Source organism: Arenimonas oryziterrae DSM 21050 = YC6267, assembly GCF_000420545.1.
Taxonomy (GTDB): Bacteria; Pseudomonadota; Gammaproteobacteria; order Xanthomonadales; family Xanthomonadaceae; genus Arenimonas; species Arenimonas oryziterrae.
Genome location: NZ_ATVD01000002.1, coordinates 507,125 through 522,960 on the forward strand (window position 1 = coordinate 507,125; position 15,836 = coordinate 522,960).

17 protein-coding genes are annotated in these 15,836 nt (G+C 66.8%); 10 read left to right on the plus strand and 7 right to left on the minus strand.

What is annotated here, in order from left to right; all coding sequences use genetic code 11:
• Window positions 1–61: 61 nt before the first annotated feature.
• The gene (locus tag G467_RS0107110) at window positions 62–457 is read left to right on the plus strand and encodes a DoxX family protein (protein WP_022969046.1); all 396 of its coding nucleotides are present in this window, start codon (window positions 62–64) and stop codon (window positions 455–457) included.
• A gap of 45 nt (window positions 458–502) precedes the next feature.
• On the opposite strand, the gene G467_RS0107115 is transcribed toward G467_RS0107110, so the two are convergent.
• Window positions 503–1,405, minus strand: a complete 903-nt coding sequence (locus G467_RS0107115) for a DMT family transporter (RefSeq protein ID WP_022969047.1) — start codon at window positions 1,403–1,405, stop codon at window positions 503–505.
• 102 nt (window positions 1,406–1,507) lie between these two features.
• Here G467_RS0107115 and G467_RS15810 point away from each other — a divergent pair, with 102 nt between their 5' ends.
• Genes G467_RS15810 through G467_RS15820 form a run of 3 tightly spaced genes read left to right on the plus strand, consistent with a single transcriptional unit; the run spans window position 1,508 to window position 4,526 of the window.
• Window positions 1,508–2,425: a LysR substrate-binding domain-containing protein gene (locus G467_RS15810; protein WP_022969048.1), complete on the plus strand. Its 918-nt coding sequence runs from the start codon at window positions 1,508–1,510 to the stop codon at window positions 2,423–2,425.
• 48 nt (window positions 2,426–2,473) lie between these two features.
• On the plus strand, window positions 2,474–3,640 hold the full coding sequence (locus G467_RS15815) for a PQQ-dependent sugar dehydrogenase (RefSeq protein ID WP_022969049.1): 1,167 nt from the start codon (window positions 2,474–2,476) through the stop codon (window positions 3,638–3,640).
• A gap of 10 nt (window positions 3,641–3,650) precedes the next feature.
• Window positions 3,651–4,526 carry a DUF72 domain-containing protein gene (locus tag G467_RS15820; RefSeq protein ID WP_022969050.1) on the plus strand — a complete coding sequence of 292 codons (876 nt, stop codon included), beginning with the start codon at window positions 3,651–3,653 and terminating at the stop codon, window positions 4,524–4,526.
• On the opposite strand, the gene G467_RS0107135 is transcribed toward G467_RS15820, so the two are convergent.
• Window positions 4,523–5,206 (minus strand): GNAT family N-acetyltransferase, encoded by a 684-nt coding sequence (locus G467_RS0107135; RefSeq protein ID WP_022969051.1) that lies wholly within the window; start codon window positions 5,204–5,206, stop codon window positions 4,523–4,525. The genes G467_RS15820 and G467_RS0107135 overlap by 4 nt on opposite strands.
• A 14-nt stretch (window positions 5,207–5,220) precedes the next feature.
• Complete coding sequence (gene hutU / locus G467_RS0107140; RefSeq protein WP_022969052.1) at window positions 5,221–6,891, minus strand: urocanate hydratase; 1,671 nt, start codon at window positions 6,889–6,891, stop codon at window positions 5,221–5,223.
• A gap of 119 nt (window positions 6,892–7,010) precedes the next feature.
• Between hutU and G467_RS0107145 the strand changes: the two genes are divergently transcribed.
• From G467_RS0107145 to G467_RS15825, 4 genes are all read left to right on the plus strand, one after another.
• Window positions 7,011–8,477, plus strand: coding sequence for an AlkA N-terminal domain-containing protein (locus G467_RS0107145; RefSeq protein ID WP_022969053.1), 1,467 nt, complete (start codon window positions 7,011–7,013; stop codon window positions 8,475–8,477).
• Window positions 8,477–8,971, plus strand: a complete 495-nt coding sequence (locus tag G467_RS0107150) for a methylated-DNA--[protein]-cysteine S-methyltransferase (RefSeq protein WP_022969054.1) — start codon at window positions 8,477–8,479, stop codon at window positions 8,969–8,971. The genes G467_RS0107145 and G467_RS0107150 overlap by 1 nt, the downstream gene beginning before the upstream one ends.
• A gap of 86 nt (window positions 8,972–9,057) precedes the next feature.
• On the plus strand, window positions 9,058–9,795 hold the full coding sequence (locus G467_RS0107155; protein ID WP_022969055.1) for a sulfite exporter TauE/SafE family protein: 738 nt from the start codon (window positions 9,058–9,060) through the stop codon (window positions 9,793–9,795).
• 170 nt (window positions 9,796–9,965) lie between these two features.
• Complete coding sequence (locus G467_RS15825; protein WP_022969056.1) at window positions 9,966–10,457, plus strand: copper chaperone PCu(A)C; 492 nt, start codon at window positions 9,966–9,968, stop codon at window positions 10,455–10,457.
• 1 nt (window position 10,458) lies between these two features.
• Here the strand turns inward: G467_RS15825 and G467_RS15830 are convergent, their stop codons facing one another.
• Complete coding sequence (locus G467_RS15830; protein ID WP_022969057.1) at window positions 10,459–11,673, minus strand: formimidoylglutamate deiminase; 1,215 nt, start codon at window positions 11,671–11,673, stop codon at window positions 10,459–10,461.
• Window positions 11,674–11,703: 30 nt separating this feature from the next.
• Between G467_RS15830 and G467_RS15835 the strand changes: the two genes are divergently transcribed.
• Window positions 11,704–12,864: a CaiB/BaiF CoA transferase family protein gene (locus tag G467_RS15835; RefSeq protein ID WP_033397418.1), complete on the plus strand. Its 1,161-nt coding sequence runs from the start codon at window positions 11,704–11,706 to the stop codon at window positions 12,862–12,864.
• Entirely contained in the window at window positions 12,861–14,081 is a 1,221-nt protein-coding gene (gene hutI / locus G467_RS15840) for an imidazolonepropionase (protein ID WP_022969059.1), read from the plus strand. The genes G467_RS15835 and hutI overlap by 4 nt, the downstream gene beginning before the upstream one ends.
• 79 nt (window positions 14,082–14,160) lie before the next feature.
• Here hutI and G467_RS17795 read toward each other — a convergent pair whose 3' ends face one another.
• The 3 genes from G467_RS17795 to G467_RS0107190 all read right to left on the minus strand — a co-directional run bounded on the left by G467_RS17795 (window position 14,161) and on the right by G467_RS0107190 (window position 15,827).
• Window positions 14,161–14,325 (minus strand): 30S ribosomal protein THX, encoded by a 165-nt coding sequence (locus tag G467_RS17795; RefSeq protein ID WP_022969060.1) that lies wholly within the window; start codon window positions 14,323–14,325, stop codon window positions 14,161–14,163.
• A gap of 68 nt (window positions 14,326–14,393) precedes the next feature.
• Window positions 14,394–14,852, minus strand: a complete 459-nt coding sequence (locus tag G467_RS15845) for a MerC domain-containing protein (RefSeq protein ID WP_081644599.1) — start codon at window positions 14,850–14,852, stop codon at window positions 14,394–14,396.
• Window positions 14,853–15,332: 480 nt separating this feature from the next.
• A complete protein-coding gene (locus G467_RS0107190) occupies window positions 15,333–15,827 on the minus strand; it encodes a transcriptional repressor (protein ID WP_022969061.1) in 495 nt (164 codons plus the stop codon).
• Between the last annotated feature and the right edge of the window lie 9 nt (window positions 15,828–15,836).

Sequence of the window (15,836 nt, forward strand, 5' to 3'; positions counted from 1 at the left end):
GCCAGCGGGTTGCCGACCTGGTCTAACATCGCCGCTCACCTCCCAGCATAGAGAAGCCCCCATGAACCAGGCCGCCCTGCAGGACGCCGGCAAGCTCATTCTCCGCGTCGCGCTCGGCGCCCTGATCCTGTTGCATGGCATCGCCAAGATCACCGGCGGCGTCGGCGGCATCGGTCAGATGCTGCAATCCGCGGGCCTGCCCGCGCAGTTGGCCTGGGGTGCGCTGGTCGGCGAAGTGCTCGCGCCCTTGCTGGTCATCGCCGGGTTCCACGCGCGCATCGGCGCAGCCCTGATCGTGGTCAACATGCTGTTTGCGCTGTGGCTGGTGCACATGAGCCAGCTCACCCAGCTCAACGAGCAGGGTGGCTGGGCGTTGGAACTGCAGGGCATGTACCTGTTCGGCGCGCTCGCCGTGGCCCTGATGGGCCCCGGCCGACACAGTGTCAACCAGCGCTGAGATTGAAGGCGGCAGGCGACGCTGCCGCCGCGATTCCCGGCGCGACTAGCGTCCGGCGTTGCGCTGGCTCAGCGCGACGCTGCCGACGATCAGCAGGCCGGCGATCAGCATCGCGACCGTCAGCGGTTCGTCGAGCAGCAACCAGGCCCAGGCGACCGCAAACAAGGGCACGAGATAGGTGACCATCACCGCGCGTGCCGCACCGACGCGCTGGATCAACCGGTAGTACACCGCGTACGCCACGCCGGTGCACAACACGCCCAGTGCCGTCGCGGCCAGCCAGGATTGCACCGGAATCGCATGCGCGGGCCATTTCGCGATCGCGAACGGCAGCATCAGCAGGGCCGACGTCGACAAGGTGGCTGCGGCGACCGCCGCGGGCGGCAGACCGGTCAGATGCTTGCGCACGAGATTGGCGCCGATGCCGTACAGGAAGGCCGCGAACGTACCGGCCGCGACGGCCCAGCCCACGCTCGCACCGGCGGTCTTGCTGCTGGCGAGCACGACGACACCGACGAAACCGGAGAACAGCGCCAACGTGCGCCGCGTGCCGATTTTCTCGCCGTAGAAAAAGAAGGCCACGAGCGCGGTGAACAATACCGCCATCGCATTGGTGATCGCGCCGATGCCCGCCGGTGCACGCTGCGCCGACCACGCGAACAGCATGAACGGCACCGCCGAATTGATCGCGCCGATCAGTGCCAGGCGCGGCCACAACTTGGCCGGGAACGAGGCGCGCGCACGCCACAGGAACGGCAGCAGGATCAGCGAGCCGAGCACGAGACGCATTTCGACCAGGGGCATCGCGCCGAAGTCCTTGGCCGCGACGCGCATGAACATGAACGACGCACCCCAGATCGCCGCCAGCACCCCCAGTTCCAGCGGGGTGAGCCAGGCGCGGGAGCCCGGCAGGGACAGGTCGGTGACGGCGGACGGGACGGAAGACATGGCAGCGAGCTCGATTCGTGTCTGACCGCCATTTTCCTCTCCCACACGGGCCGGACAAGCGCATACTTTCGCCGGTAGACACAAATCAGATTTGAGGCTCGCATGGCCCTGCGCCCGGATTGGCTCCCTGCCCTGGCCGCGTTCGAAGCGGCTGCCCGCCACCAGAACTTCGCGCACGCCGCCGAAGAACTGCATCTCACGGCCAGCGCCGTCAGTCATCACGTGCGCAAGCTAGAGTCGCGCCTGGGCGTCGCCTTGTTCCAGCGTCATGCGCGCGGCGTGGCGCTGACGTCAGAGGGCCGGCAACTCGCCGACTCCGCCAGCAGTGCGCTCGCCGACATGGAAGGCGTGCTGCGCGGACTACGCAGCGCGAAAGACGAACAGGCACGCGTGCGCATCAGCACCCTGCACTCTCTGACCTACACCTGGCTGCTGCCACGGCTGCCGCGGTTCGCCCAGGCGCATCCGGACATCCGCCTCAATGTCGACACCGAAGTGGCGCTGACGCGCTTCGACGAGGGTGGTGCCGATCTCGCGATCCGCCACGGTCCGGGCCATTGGCCAGGACTGACCGCGCATCACCTCATGGACGACGCCTTGTTTCCGGTCGCCTCGCCCACGCTGCGCGACATCAAACGCATCCGGCGGGCTGCCGACATTCCCCTGCTGCCGCTGATCTCCGATCTCGCGCGGCAAGGCTGGCATGACTGGTTCCGTGCGGCCGACGTGCACGGCGCCAAGCTCGACGAGCGCTACACCTTCAGCGACACGACCGATGCGCTCAATGCCGCCGCCTGTGGGCTCGGCGCGGCGCTCGCGCGCGAACAGATCGTCGCGCCCTACCTCGCCAGCGGGCGCCTGCGCGAATTGCCTGGACCACGCATCCGCGCGCGCTGGAGCTACGCGGTGGTCTACCCGGCGCACCGCCGGCTGCGTCCGGCGGCGCAGGCTTTCGTGGACTGGCTGCTGGCCGATGTCGCCCAGTCGCCACCGTCGTTGGCGACGGCCACGGAAATTTAATCGGCACTGCCGTATGTTCATCCGACGCCTTCGCCACCGGACTCGCCCATGACACTCCGGATTCTCAGCCTGTGCTGCCTCATCCTCGTCGCCAGCTGCTCCGCGGCGGGCGACGACCGCACGATTCCCGATGTCGCGATCACCGACAGCGCCATCGGAAAACTGCGCGTGACCACCGTGGTGCGCAATCTGCGCCATCCCTGGAGCCTGGCCTTTCTTCCCGACGGCCGCGCGCTGATCACCGAGCGGCCGGGCCGTCTGCGCCTGCTCGACGGTCCGCAGGTTTCCGCGCCGATCAAGGGCGTGCCCAAAGTCTGGGCCGAAGGCCAGGGCGGACTGCTCGATGTCGTGATCGATCCGGCGTTCGCGCAGAACCACCGCATCTACCTGTCCTACGCCGAAGCCGGCCCGGGCGGCGGCGGCACGGCCGTGATGCGCGCGACGCTCGTCGACGGCGCGCTGAGCGAACGTCAGGTGATCTTCCGGCAAAGTCCGAAACTCAGCGTCGGCCATCATTTCGGTTCGCGCCTGGTGTTCGATCGCACGGGACATCTGTTCATTACGCTCGGTGAAAACAATCAACGGGAAACCGCGCAGCAACTTGACCACCTGCAGGGCAAGGTCGTGCGCCTGTGGCCCGACGGCACGATCCCGGACGACAATCCGTTCGTCGGCCGCGGCGATGCCCGTGCGGAAATCTGGTCGTACGGCCATCGCAATCCGCAGGGCGCCGCCCTCAATCCCTGGACCGGGCAGCTGTGGGTCAACGAACACGGGCCCAAGGGCGGCGACGAAATCAACATTCCGCAGGCGGGGAAAAACTACGGTTGGCCGTTGATCACCTTCGGTATCAACTACGACGGCCAGCCCATTCCTGAAGCCCAGGGCAGCCACGCCGACGGCATGGAGGCGCCGATCAAGTACTGGGTGCCCTCGATCGCGCCGAGCGGCATGGCGTTCTACGACTCGCCACGCATTCCTGCGTGGCGCAACAGCGTGTTCGTCGGCGCCCTCGCGCTGATGCATCTCAATCGCCAGACGCTCGACGCCACGCACCAACACGTAACCGGCGAAGAGCGACTGCTCGGCGAGTTCGGCTTTCGCATCCGCGACGTGCGCGTCGGCCCGGATGGCGCGCTCTACGTGCTGACCGATGCCGACGACGGCCGGCTGCTGCGTATCGAACCCGTCGCCACCGCGCCCGCAACACCATGAGCCCGTCCCTATGACTGCCGACGCGGACCTGTCCTCCCCAACGGCAGGCCCCGATGCCATCCTTCGTGTCGGCGTCGGCGGCTGGACCTTCGTGCCCTGGCGCAACAACTTCTATCCGTCTGGCTGGGTGCAACGGCGCGAGCTCGAATACGCCAGCCGCAAACTCACCGCGATCGAGATCAACGGCACCTTCTACGGCGCGCAGAAGCCGGCGGTGTATGCGAAGTGGGCGCAGGACACGCCCGACGGTTTCGTGTTCTCGCTCAAAGCGCCCGGACGCATCGTCGACAGCCGCAGTCTGCGCGGCACTGGCGGAGCGATCGAAGCCTTCGTATCCGGTGGCCTCGCCGAGCTCGGCGATCGCCTCGGCCCCTTGCTGTGGCAACTGGGACCGAACCGGATTTTCGATGCCGATGAAATCGCCGCCTTCCTCGATCTGCTGCCGCGCGACCTCGACGGCCGACGCCTGCGTCATGTGCTGGAGGTGCGCAACGACAGTTTCCTGTGCCCGGCGTTTCTGGACCTGATGCGTCGGCACGGTCATGCGACGGTTTTCACCGATTCACCGAAGTATCCGTCCTTCGCCGACGTCTGCAGCGACTTCGTCTACGCGCGGCTCATGCGCAGTCAGGCGCACATCGACACCGGCTACACCGACGCCGATCTCGACACCTGGGCCGCGCGTGCGCGCCGCTGGTCGCAAGGCGGTGCGCCGACGGATCTGCCGCTGGTCATGCCGGCGTCGCCCGCGCCGGTGCAAGCGCGCGATGTCTTCGTGTATTTCATCAGCAGCGCCAAGGAACGCAATCCGGCCGCGGCCATGGCCCTGCGCTCGCGGCTGGATGTGGATCGACCTGCGCCAGTCGGTGGCGCGACGACGGCCTAGCCGGCCAGACGCGTCGCCGCCAGCAGGGCGATATCCGCGCGATGCGCGTAGCCCATGCGTTCGTACAGCGACTTCGCACGCGTGTTCTCGTGACTGACGTGCAGAAAAGGCACGCGGGCGCTGTCGAGAATGTCGTTGGTCAACACAGCGACCAGGCGCTGCGCATAACCACGACCGAGATAATCAGGGTGTGTGCACACCGCGCTGATTTCCTGATGGCCGTCGAAACGCATGCGCTCGCCCGCCATCGCGACCAAGCGGCCGTCGTCGTGTATGCCGAAATAACGGCCCATCTCGATCGTTCGCGGCCGGAAATAGTACGGATACACCAGCGCCGTCAGCGCCAGCATGTCGGCAACACACGCTGGCGACAGCTCGGTGATCGGCGGGCCGTCGGCGACGTCCAGACGGGCAAGACAAATCATCTGCGCGATCGGCACGACCGGCTTCACGCTCCAGCCCGACGACAGCGACGGCGCGAGGCCGACGAAACAGACCGACTCGCCGGCGGCAACCAGTCTTTCGACGTCGTCGTCTGCCTGCTCATCTTCGCTGCCGATCGCGACGAAGGGCGCGACGTCCGACGGGTAGCGCGCAGCCCGCCCCGCCGTGACCGCCAGATCGGCGTGCAGGCTGGTCAGCGAGGACCAGACCGGATTGTCGAGCGGGTGCTTCGCCACGGCCGCGTCGCGGCTCAGCCGATCATCGGCAGGTTCAGGCCCTGCTCTTTCGCGCAAGCTTTGGCGATCTCGTAACCGGCATCGGCATGGCGCATCACACCGGTACCGGGATCGTTCCAGAGCACGCGCGCCAGACGTTTGTCGGCGGCGTCCGTGCCGTCGGCAACGATCACCACGCCGCTGTGCTGGCTGTAGCCCATGCCGACGCCGCCGCCATGATGCAGGGACACCCAGGTCGCGCCGCCGGCCACATTCAACATCGCGTTGAGCAGCGGCCAGTCGGACACGGCATCGCTGCCGTCGAGCATCGCTTCGGTTTCGCGGTTCGGCGACGCGACTGATCCGGAGTCGAGGTGATCGCGACCGATGACGATCGGCGCACTGACTTCGCCCTTGCGCACCATGTCGTTGAACGCGAGCGCGAGACGATGGCGATCGCCGAGGCCGACCCAGCAGATGCGCGCCGGCAGACCCTGGAAGCTGATGCGTTCTTTCGCCATATCCAGCCAGCGGTGCAGGTGCTTGTTGTCCGGCAGCAGTTCCTTCACCTTCGCATCGGTCTTGTAGATGTCTTCCGGATCGCCCGACAGCGCGACCCAGCGGAACGGACCGACGCCGCGGCAGAACAGCGGCCGCACGTACGCCGGCACGAAGCCCGGGAAATCGAACGCGTTCGCGCATCCGACGTCCTTGGCCATTTGTCGGATGTTGTTGCCGTAGTCGAAGGTCGGGATGCCCTGCTTTTCGAAATGCAGCATCGCTTCGACATGCACGCGCATGGACTGTTTGGCCGCATCGCGCACTTCTTCCGGTGCGGATTTCTGCTTGTCCCACCACTGTTCCAGCGTCCAGCCGATGGGCAGATAGCCGTGCACAGGATCATGCGCGGAGGTCTGGTCGGTGACGGCATCGGGACGCACGCCGCGACGCACGAGTTCGGGCAGGATTTCCGCTGCATTTCCGAGCAACGCGATCGAACGCGCCTTGCCTTCCTTGCCGTAGCGTTCCAGGCGCGCGAGCGCGTCGTCGAGATCGCTGGCCTGCTCGTCGACGTAACGCGTGCGCAGGCGCATGTCGATGCGGCTCTGCTGGCATTCGATGTTCAGCGACGAAGCGCCGGCCAGCGAGGCCGCGAGCGGCTGCGCGCCGCCCATGCCGCCGAGACCGGCGGTGAGAATCCATTTGCCGGTCAGGTCGCCTTGGTAGTGCTGGCGACCCATCTCGACGAAGGTTTCGTAGGTGCCCTGCACGATGCCTTGCGAGCCGATGTAGATCCAGCTGCCCGCGGTCATCTGCCCGTACATCATCAAGCCCTTCTTATCGAGCTCGTTGAAATGCTCCCAAGTCGCCCAGTGCGGTACGAGGTTGGAATTGGCGATGAGCACGCGCGGGGCATCGGCATGCGAGGGAAACACGCCGACCGGCTTGCCCGACTGCACGAGCAGGGTCTGGTCATCCTGCAGCGTGCGCAGGGTTTCCAGAATCTTGTCGTAGCTTTGCCAATCGCGTGCCGCGCGCCCGATGCCGCCGTACACGACCAGCTCCTGCGGATTCTCGGCGACTTCGTCGTCGAGATTGTTCTGCAGCATCCGGTACGCCGCCTCGGTCAGCCAGCTCCGGCAGCTGAGCGTATTGCCGCGCGGCGCGCGGATCTTGCGGGACGGGTCTTTTCGATTGGCGGACATGCGGGGCTCCGGAAGCGAGATGCGAATTATAGCCACCCCGACACCGCGCCCAGACGGGACCCGGCATCGATGTCCGAAAACGGCGAGTCCGGGCTTCGGTCCAAGGGTAGGATGCGCCCATGCTCTCCCAGGCCATGCCCTCTCCGGAAATCTGCGACCGCGCCCGTGCCGCCAAGGACGCACGCTTCGACGGGCTGTTTTTCACCGCCGTGCGCAGCACACGCATCTACTGCCGGCCGGTGTGTCCGGCGCCGACACCGAAGCGCCAGAACATCACCTACTACCCCAGCGCCGCCGCCGCGACCGCCGCCGGCTACCGTCCCTGTCTGCGCTGCCGGCCGGAGTTGTCGCCCGGCGCGAACCAACGCGGCGGCGAAGACGCCGTGCAACGCGCGCTCGCTCTGATCGCCGACGGCGCCTTGCAGGAAGGGTCGATCGAAACACTGGCCGCGCAAGTCGGCATCGGCAGCCGGCAATTGCGCCGCGTTTTTCTGCACACCGCCGGTGCCACGCCGATCGCCGTGCACACCACGCGACGTCTGCTGCTCGCCAAACAACTGCTGACGGAGACCTCGCTGCCGGTGACCCAGGTCGCGCTGGCGGCGGGCTTCAACAGCCTGCGTCGCTTCAACGCCGCCTTCGTCGAGGGCTGCGGCATGGCGCCGACCGCGATCCGTCGGCAACGCATCGAAACTCCGGCGGGAATGCTAAGCCTGCGTCTGGGCTACCGGCCGCCGCTGGACTTCGCCGCGATGCTCGCGTTTCTCGGCAAACGGGCGATCCCGGGCATCGAGCGCATCGGCCCGCACAGCTACGAACGCGTGATCGGACCGGCGCAGGCATCGACCTGGATCCGCGTCACGGCCGATTTGGTCAAACCGGAACTGCGCCTGGAGATTTCCGAGACCGATCCGCGTGCGATTCCGGACATCGTGCGACGTGTGCGCCGGATCTTCGATCTCGATGCCGATCTCGGCGCCGTGCACGCAGCGTTTGCCGACGACCCCTTGCTCGCCCAGGCCGTGCGCAAACGCCCCGGTTTGCGTGTGCCCGGGGGCTGGGATGGTTTTGAAGTCGCCGTGCGCGCCGTGCTCGGCCAGCAGGTCAGCGTGGCCGGGGCGACCACCCTGGCCCGCCGGCTCGTCGATGCCTACGGCTGCGAGCGCACGCCGGCACGCGAGGGCCTCGATCGTCTGTTCCCGACGCCGGAAAGCCTGCTCGACGCACCGCTGGAAACAATCGGCCTGCCGAAGTCGCGCGCCGCGAGCCTGCGTTCGCTCGCCGCAGCGACGATCGCCGGTCGCGTGCATTTCGGCGCGGGGCAACGTTTGCAGGAATTCGTCGATGCCCTTGTTGCGCTGCCGGGCATCGGCCCATGGACCGCGCATCACGTGGCGATGCGCGCGCTCAGTCATCCCGACGCCTTCCCCGCCGGCGATCTGGTGTTGCAGCAGGTGCTCGGCGGCGAGAAGCGGTTGAGCGAGCGCGACACCGAAGCACGCTCGCAATCCTGGCGACCGTGGCGCGCTTATGCGGTGCTGCAGCTGTGGCATCTGTCGGGCGACCGACCCAAGGAGAAACGCTGATGTGGTTCGATCAATTCGATACGCCGATCGGCCTGCTGACGATCGCCGGCGAGCCACAGGCGCTGCGCCATGTGCTGTTCCCGAGCAACCGGCACGACATCGGCGACCGGTCCGGCTGGAAACGCGACGGCGCGCCCTTGCGTGCGGCACGCGAGCAATTGCTGGCGTATTTCGAAGGCGAGCGTCGCCAATTCGACCTGCCGCTGGATCCAGTCGGCACACCGTTCCAGCGCCGCGTCTGGACCGTGCTCGCGGAGATTCCCTTCGGTGCGACCTGGAGCTACGGCGACGTCGCGCGCCGCCTCGGCGAGCCGAAAGCCGTGCGCGCCGTCGGCGCCGCGAACGGCCGCAATCCCTTGCCGATCCTCTTGCCCTGTCATCGCGTGATCGGTGCGGACGGCAGCCTGACCGGCTTCGGTGGTGGCTTGCCGATCAAGCAATTTCTGCTCGCGCACGAGGGCGTGGGCACGCCACAGGCTTCGCTGGCCTTTTGATTACCCGAACCACTGTCCTGCTTTCCGATGAAGTGAAGCGTCACGATTTCCGGCTACACTCCGCGCTTTCTCGCGGATGGCCCCGTATGCCGATTGAATCGCTTGCCTTGATTGCGCTCGCCATTCTCGTGGTCGCTTTCCTGTATGCCTCGGTCGGTCATGCCGGCGCCTCCGGCTACATCGCGGTCATGTCGCTGGCGTCGCTGGCCCCGGCGGTCATCAAACCCAGTGCGCTGGTGTTGAACATCCTCGTGGCGAGCATCGGCACCTGGCAGTTCTGGCGCGCCGGCCACTTTTCCTGGCGATTGTTCTGGCCGTTTGCCCTGCTGTCGATCCCGATGGCGTTCGTGGGCGGCTATATCAATCTGCCGACCCACGTCTTCAAGGTGCTCGTGGGCATCGTGTTGCTGCTTTCCGCGGCGCATTTTTTCTGGAATCCGCACGTCGACGACGTTCGCGCGGAACCGTCACGTCCCGTCGCCATCGCCTCGGGTGGCGTGCTCGGGCTGTTCGCCGGCCTGACCGGGACCGGCGGCGGAATTTTCCTGACTCCGCTGCTGTTGATCCTGCGCTGGGCACGCACCAAGACCGCCGCCGCTACGTCGGCCCTGTTCATCCTGGTCAATTCGATTTCCGGTCTGCTGGGAAACTTCAGCAGCACGCGACAGGTGCCGGCGTTCGTGCTGCCACTGGCGATCGCAGCAATGGCGGGCGGCGCGGCGGGCTCGTATTTCGGCAGCCGCCGCTTTTCGCCGGCGATCATCAAGCGACTGTTGGCGACGGTCCTCGTCATCGCCGGTCTCAAGCTTGTTCTTACTGCCTGAGGCTACATACCCTTGAAACCCTGCTGATCTTGCCGAGTTCGTTGCGTCCCTGAAACGAGGCCCTCCGTGCCCGTCGGGGATTGCGCCGACGACGCCCTGCGGCAATCGGTCGCATGAGTCGCGACCGGGCTTAACCTAGAATGGCGCAACTTTTCCGCCGGTGGCCTCCGATGCGTCTCGCCCGTCCCTGGTTCCTCGCCCTGCTGGTCGTCTTGCCCCTGATCGCCGCCGCGCACGAGTTCAAGGTCGGCGCACTGAAGATCGGGCATCCCTGGGCTCGGGCGACGCCACCGAACGCCCAGGTCGCAGCCGGCTATCTGAAGATCGACAACACCGGCCGCCGGAACGATCGCCTCGTCTCGGTCACGACGCGATCCGCGGCGCGCGTGGAAATCCACGAGATGGTCCGCGAGGTCGACATCATGGTCATGCGGCAGCTCAACGACGGCCTGCCCATTCCCGCCGGCAAGCAGGTCGTGCTCGAACCGTATCGCGTGCACCTGATGTTCATCGGGCCCACGCAGCCGTGGAAGGACGGCGACCGGATCAAGGCGACGCTGCACTTCGCGCGCGCCGGCAAGGTCGATGTGGAGTTTGCGGTAGCCGGGATCGAAACGCCGCCCAGCAGCGCGCCGACCGTCGATCCGCACGCCGGGCACTGACTCAGGCCAGCAGTCCGTTCAACGCGGCGCGGTAGCGGGCCGCGATGGCGTCCCGCTGTGGATGGCGTCCGTCGGCGACCACGCAACGACCTTCGATCGTTACCGTTTTTACCAGCGGCTGGTTGCCCGCGAACACGAACCGGTCGTGCAGGCTGTCGTCGGTGACGGCTGCAAGCGCAGGCGCGTCGGCGTCGAGCACCACGCGATCCGCCGCCTGCCCCGTCTGCTGGCAGGACTGCAGGCCACCCGCGATCACGGCGTCGAACAGACGACCGCCGGCGCTGGGCTGTGCCGGGGTCGAGGCGATATTGCGGCCACGCACCAGCAGACGTTGCCCGTATTCGAGCCAACGCAATTCTTCGACAGGCGACACCGACACGTTTGAATCCGAACCGATGCCGATGCGTCCGCCCTGGTCGAGAAATTCCCGCAGCGGAAACAAGCCATCGCCGAGATTGGCTTCCGTCGTCGGACACAGGCCGACCACGGCGCGGCGCTCGGCGATGCCGCGGACTTCGCCGGGCGTGAGATGCGTGGCGTGCACGAGCGTCCAGCGTTCATCGACGGCGGCGTTTTCCAGCAGCCATTCGACCGGGCGCGCGCCGCGCGTGGCCAGGCAATCGTCGACTTCCGCCGTCTGCTCGGCGATGTGGATGTGGATCGGCAAGGTCTGCGAACCGATCGCCGACAAGACTTCGCGCAGCGCGAACTCCGGCACCGCGCGCAAGCTGTGCAACGCGACCCCGACGCGCAAGCGCGCGTCCTCTTCCGCGCGCAGCGTCGCCAGCAAGGACAGATAGGCATCCACCGTGTGGCCGAATCGCTGCTGCCGTTCCGACAAGGCGCGGCCGTCGAAGCCTCCGGTCATGTACAGCACCGGCAACAAGGTGAGGCGGATGCCGGTGTCGCGCGCGGCCGCGATGATCGCGCGCGACATCGCGGCGGGATCGTCGTAGGGCCTTCCGTCGGGCTGGTGATGCAGGTAGTGGAACTCGCAGACGCTCGTGTACCCCGCTTCGAGCAGCTCCGCATACAACTGGGCGGCGATGTCGTACTGCGTCTGCGGCGTGATCCGACCAGCAAAGCGATACATCAGCTCGCGCCAGGTCCAAAAGCTGTCAGCGGGGTCGGTCTGCCGTTCGGCCAGGCCGGCCATGGCGCGCTGGAAGGCGTGCGAGTGGATATTGGGGATGCCGGGCAAGGTCGGTTCGCGCATTTGTCGATTCTAGCCGCTTACAATCGCCCCATGTCCGCCCTGTCCGGTATCGTCGTCCTCGAACTCTCGCGCGTGCTCGCCGGCCCCTGGTGCGGCATGCAGCTGGCAGATCTGGGCGCGGACGTCATCAAGCTCGAACCCTTCGAAGGCGACGACACGCGCGGCCTCGGCCCACCGTTCAAGGACGGTCTGTCGGCGTATTTCGCCTGCTGCAACCGCAACAAGCGATCGCTCGCGATCGACCTGCGCGCACCCGCCGCGCGACCGCTGGTCGAAGCCCTGGTGCGCGAAGCCGACGTGCTGATCGAGAACTATCGCACCGGCGCCGCCGAGGCCCTCGGCGTGGGCTACGCCGAGCTGTCGGCGATCAATCCACGATTGATCTATTGCTCGATCTCCGGCTACGGCCGCACCGGACCGGGCGCGACGCGTCCGGGCTACGACTATGTCGTGCAAGCCGAAGCCGGGCTCATGGCGATCACCGGCGACATCGACGGCGAGCCGCACAAGGTTGGCGTGGCGGTCGCGGATCTGGCGACCGGACAGAACGCGACGATCGCCATTCTTGCCGCGCTGCAACACCGGCATGTCAGCGGACGCGGCCAGCGCATCGACATCTCCCTGTTCGACACGCAACTGAGCTGGCTGGCCAATGTCGGCAGCAATGTCCTGTTCACCGGCGAGGACGCGCCGCGCTTCGGCAATACGCATCCGAGCATCGTGCCCTACCAGGCTTTCCACGGCAGCGACGGCGAATTCGTGCTGGCGGTCGCCAGCGAGAAACTGTGGGTGCAGACCTGCGAGGCGCTCGACCGCGAAGATTGGTTGCGCGAGCCGCGCTATCTCAACAACGCCGCGCGCGTGAAAAATCGCGAAGCGCTGTGCGAGGAAATGGATCGCGTGTTCTCCGGCGAAACCTGCGCGCATTGGCTGCAGCTGTTCGATGCCGCCGGCGTGCCGGCCGCGCCGATCAACTCGGTCAAGCAGGCGCTCGAGCATCCGGTCGCGGCGGCGCGCGGCTTGCTCGTCGAGCTCGGCGGCGTGCCGCTGATCGGCAGCCCGCTGAATCTCGACGCGACGCCAGTCGCCTACCGCCGGCCGCCACCGCAGTTGGGCGAACACAGCGACGACATCGCGCGCGCCTGTGGCCAGAACCCGGGCGCCCTGCGCGCGGACGGAGCGATCCGATGAAACCCTGGGACCGGCTGATCACCGACGCCCGACTGGCGACGCTGCGCGCCGATCTCGAGGGCTATGGTGCGATCGAAGACGCGGCGATCGCCTTCAAGGACGGCCGGATCGCGTTCGCTGGCGCGCAATCGGACTTGCCGGCCGCGCTGGACGCGCTGGCCGAACACGTCCAGTCCGCGAACGGTCACTGGTTGACGCCGGCCCTGATCGATTGCCACACGCATCTGGTGTTCGCCGGCAGCCGGGCACCGGAATTCGAACGCCGCCTGCAGGGCGTGAGCTACGAGCAGATCGCGCGCGAAGGCGGCGGCATTCTCGCCACCGTCGCCGCGACCCGCGCCAGTTCGGAAGAGGCGTTGCTGGCGGCCGCCTTGCCACGCGCACGGGCCTTGCGCGCCGACGGCGTGGCGACGCTCGAAATCAAATCCGGTTATGGCCTGGACTGCGACAGCGAACGCAAGATGCTGCGCGTCGCGCGGCGCATCGGCGACGAACTGGGCATGACCGTGCGCACCACGTATCTCGGCGCACACGCCTTGCCGCGCGAGTACGCCGGACAGGCCGACGACTACATCGCCGCGGCCTGCGGCTGGCTGAGCGCCTTGCATGCCGAAGGCCTGGTCGATGCCGTTGATGCTTTCTGCGAAGGCATCGGCTTCAGCCCGGTGCAGACGCGGCGCATGTTCGAGGCCGCGCGCGAACTCGGCCTGCCGGTGAAGCTGCATGCCGATCAGCTCAGTGATCTCGGCGGTGCCGCCCTGTGCGCGCAGTTCGACGGCCTGTCGGCGGACCACCTCGAATACGTCGAGGAAAACGGCGTGCGCGCGATGGCCGAGCACGGGACGGTCGCGGTGCTGCTGCCCGGTGCGTTCCATGTGCTGCGCGAGACGCGGCTGCCGCCGATCGCCTTGCTGCGCCAACACGGCGTCGCGATGGCCGTATCGACCGATCTCAATCCGGGCACGTCGCCGCTGCAATCCCTGCGGCTGGCGATGTCGCTGGCCTGCACGCATTTCCGCATCACGCCCGAGGAAGCCCTGCGCGGCGCCACCACGCATGCGGCGAAAGCGCTCGGCCTGGCCGATCGCGGCGTGCTCGCCGTCGGCCTGCGCGCGGACGTCGCCGAATGGAACATCGCGCATCCGGCCGAGCTGTCGTACTGGCTGGGCGGCGATCCGCTGCGACGCCTGTTCATCGCTGGGCACGCCGTCGACTGAGTCAGCGCGCGACACACGCCCGCCCAAACGAAGAAGCCCCGCATCGGCGGGGCTTCGTTCGTTCGCGACAGGCGCGGAATTACTTGGCGGCAGCCTTCTTCGCCGGCGCCTTCTTGGCAGCGACGGGCGCCTTCGGGGTGGCAGCGGCCTTGGTCACGACCTTCTTGACGGTGGTGCCACGGGCATTGCCGTAGCTGGAGATGTTGCGCTTGCCTTTCGCGGTCTTGCGGTCGCCCTTGCCCATGGTGATTTCCTTTCGAGTGTGGATTCCGAGGCGCGTAGCCTACCATCCGCGAGCACAGCCGACCAAGCTCAGTGGTGGTGGGCGCAGCCCGCGTCGTGCACGTGACCGTGCGTCAGGCGCAGATTGATCAGGTGTGCGACCGCAATCAGCGTGCCGCCGAAGGTCATCACGACGGCATGGCGCACGACATCCTCGTGCAGCGCCGGCACCAGGATTCCCGCCCAGACGGCGGCCAGGCCCGGTACCAGGAAGGCCAGCGCGCGATAAACGCGATGGCGCCGATAGCCTTGCCACAGGCTCGCGACCGCGAGCGCGGTGGCGAAAGCGACATACCCCAACTCGATGCCGGATGAGGCTAGCCACCCCAGTCCGAGAGCCGGCAACAGAGCGATCGCGAACGGCAGCACCGCGCAATGGACTGCGCAAACGACCGCGCCGGCCGAACCGACGGAATCGGCCCAGGTCGCCCAGCGCGAGCGGGCGCGCGGCGGCGGGACGGACAGGAGTTTGGGCGGGGCGGACTGCATTTGTAATAATATAACATTGCGCTCTATCCGGGAGCAAGCCCGGCCAAGCCGGGCCCGGATCGCCACCCCGCCTCGCCATCGGCGCGTCACGGTTTTCGATGCGACGCGACGAATTGCATACGTCGACGTACGTGTTTTTTCGTGCACGCCGTCGGCAGACGCGTGCGCACTTGTCAACGTCATCAACGACTATGCGTTCAGCCAGCATGAGCAAATCGCATGGGAAACTTTTGCACAGGGGCCACACGCCAATCGATCGAACCACGCGATTTCCGACGTCGTTTTCACCAGACGTCATCGCGATGCAACGACGACGTCATTACGCCCGTCCAGATTAGATAAAGCCGTACCGGCATGCCGGGATACGGAAACAACGACGATCGTCACAGCGATCTTCAAGCCGCCGGAGTCCCCACCCGGTGGCTTTTTTTTGCCTGCGCTGCGGCGCACGGCCCGCATGCTGCGCGTCGAAGAGTTCGTCTATCGCGTTGCCGCCGCACAGGCAGCGCAGATGCCGTGGACTTCGAGCGTCTGCGCGCGCGGGATGAAGCCCAGCTCCCGGGCCTGCGTATCGAGCAGGCCGGTGATGCGCTTGTCTTCGAGTTCGATCGCGTTCTGGCAGTTGTCGCAGATCAGAAACGGCACCGAGTGCTGCACCTGCGGATGGTGACAACTCACGAACGCGTTGATCGATGCCAAGCGATGGATGAAGCCCTGTTCGAGCAGGAAATCCAGCGCCCGATACACCGTCGGCGGCGCCACCGATCCCGTTTCTGATTTCATGCGGTCAAGAAGATCGTAGGCCTTGATCGGCTTGCCGGCCGCCGCGACCAGGCCCAGCACCTGCGCGCGCAACGGTGTCAGACGCAAGCCGCGGGCTTCGCAGGCCTGCTCCACCGCCGACACGAAACCCTCGGCATCGTGCACGTGATGACCCGGGTCGGTGCAGGCGTGATCGTGCGCGTGCTTGCTCATGACCCTAGG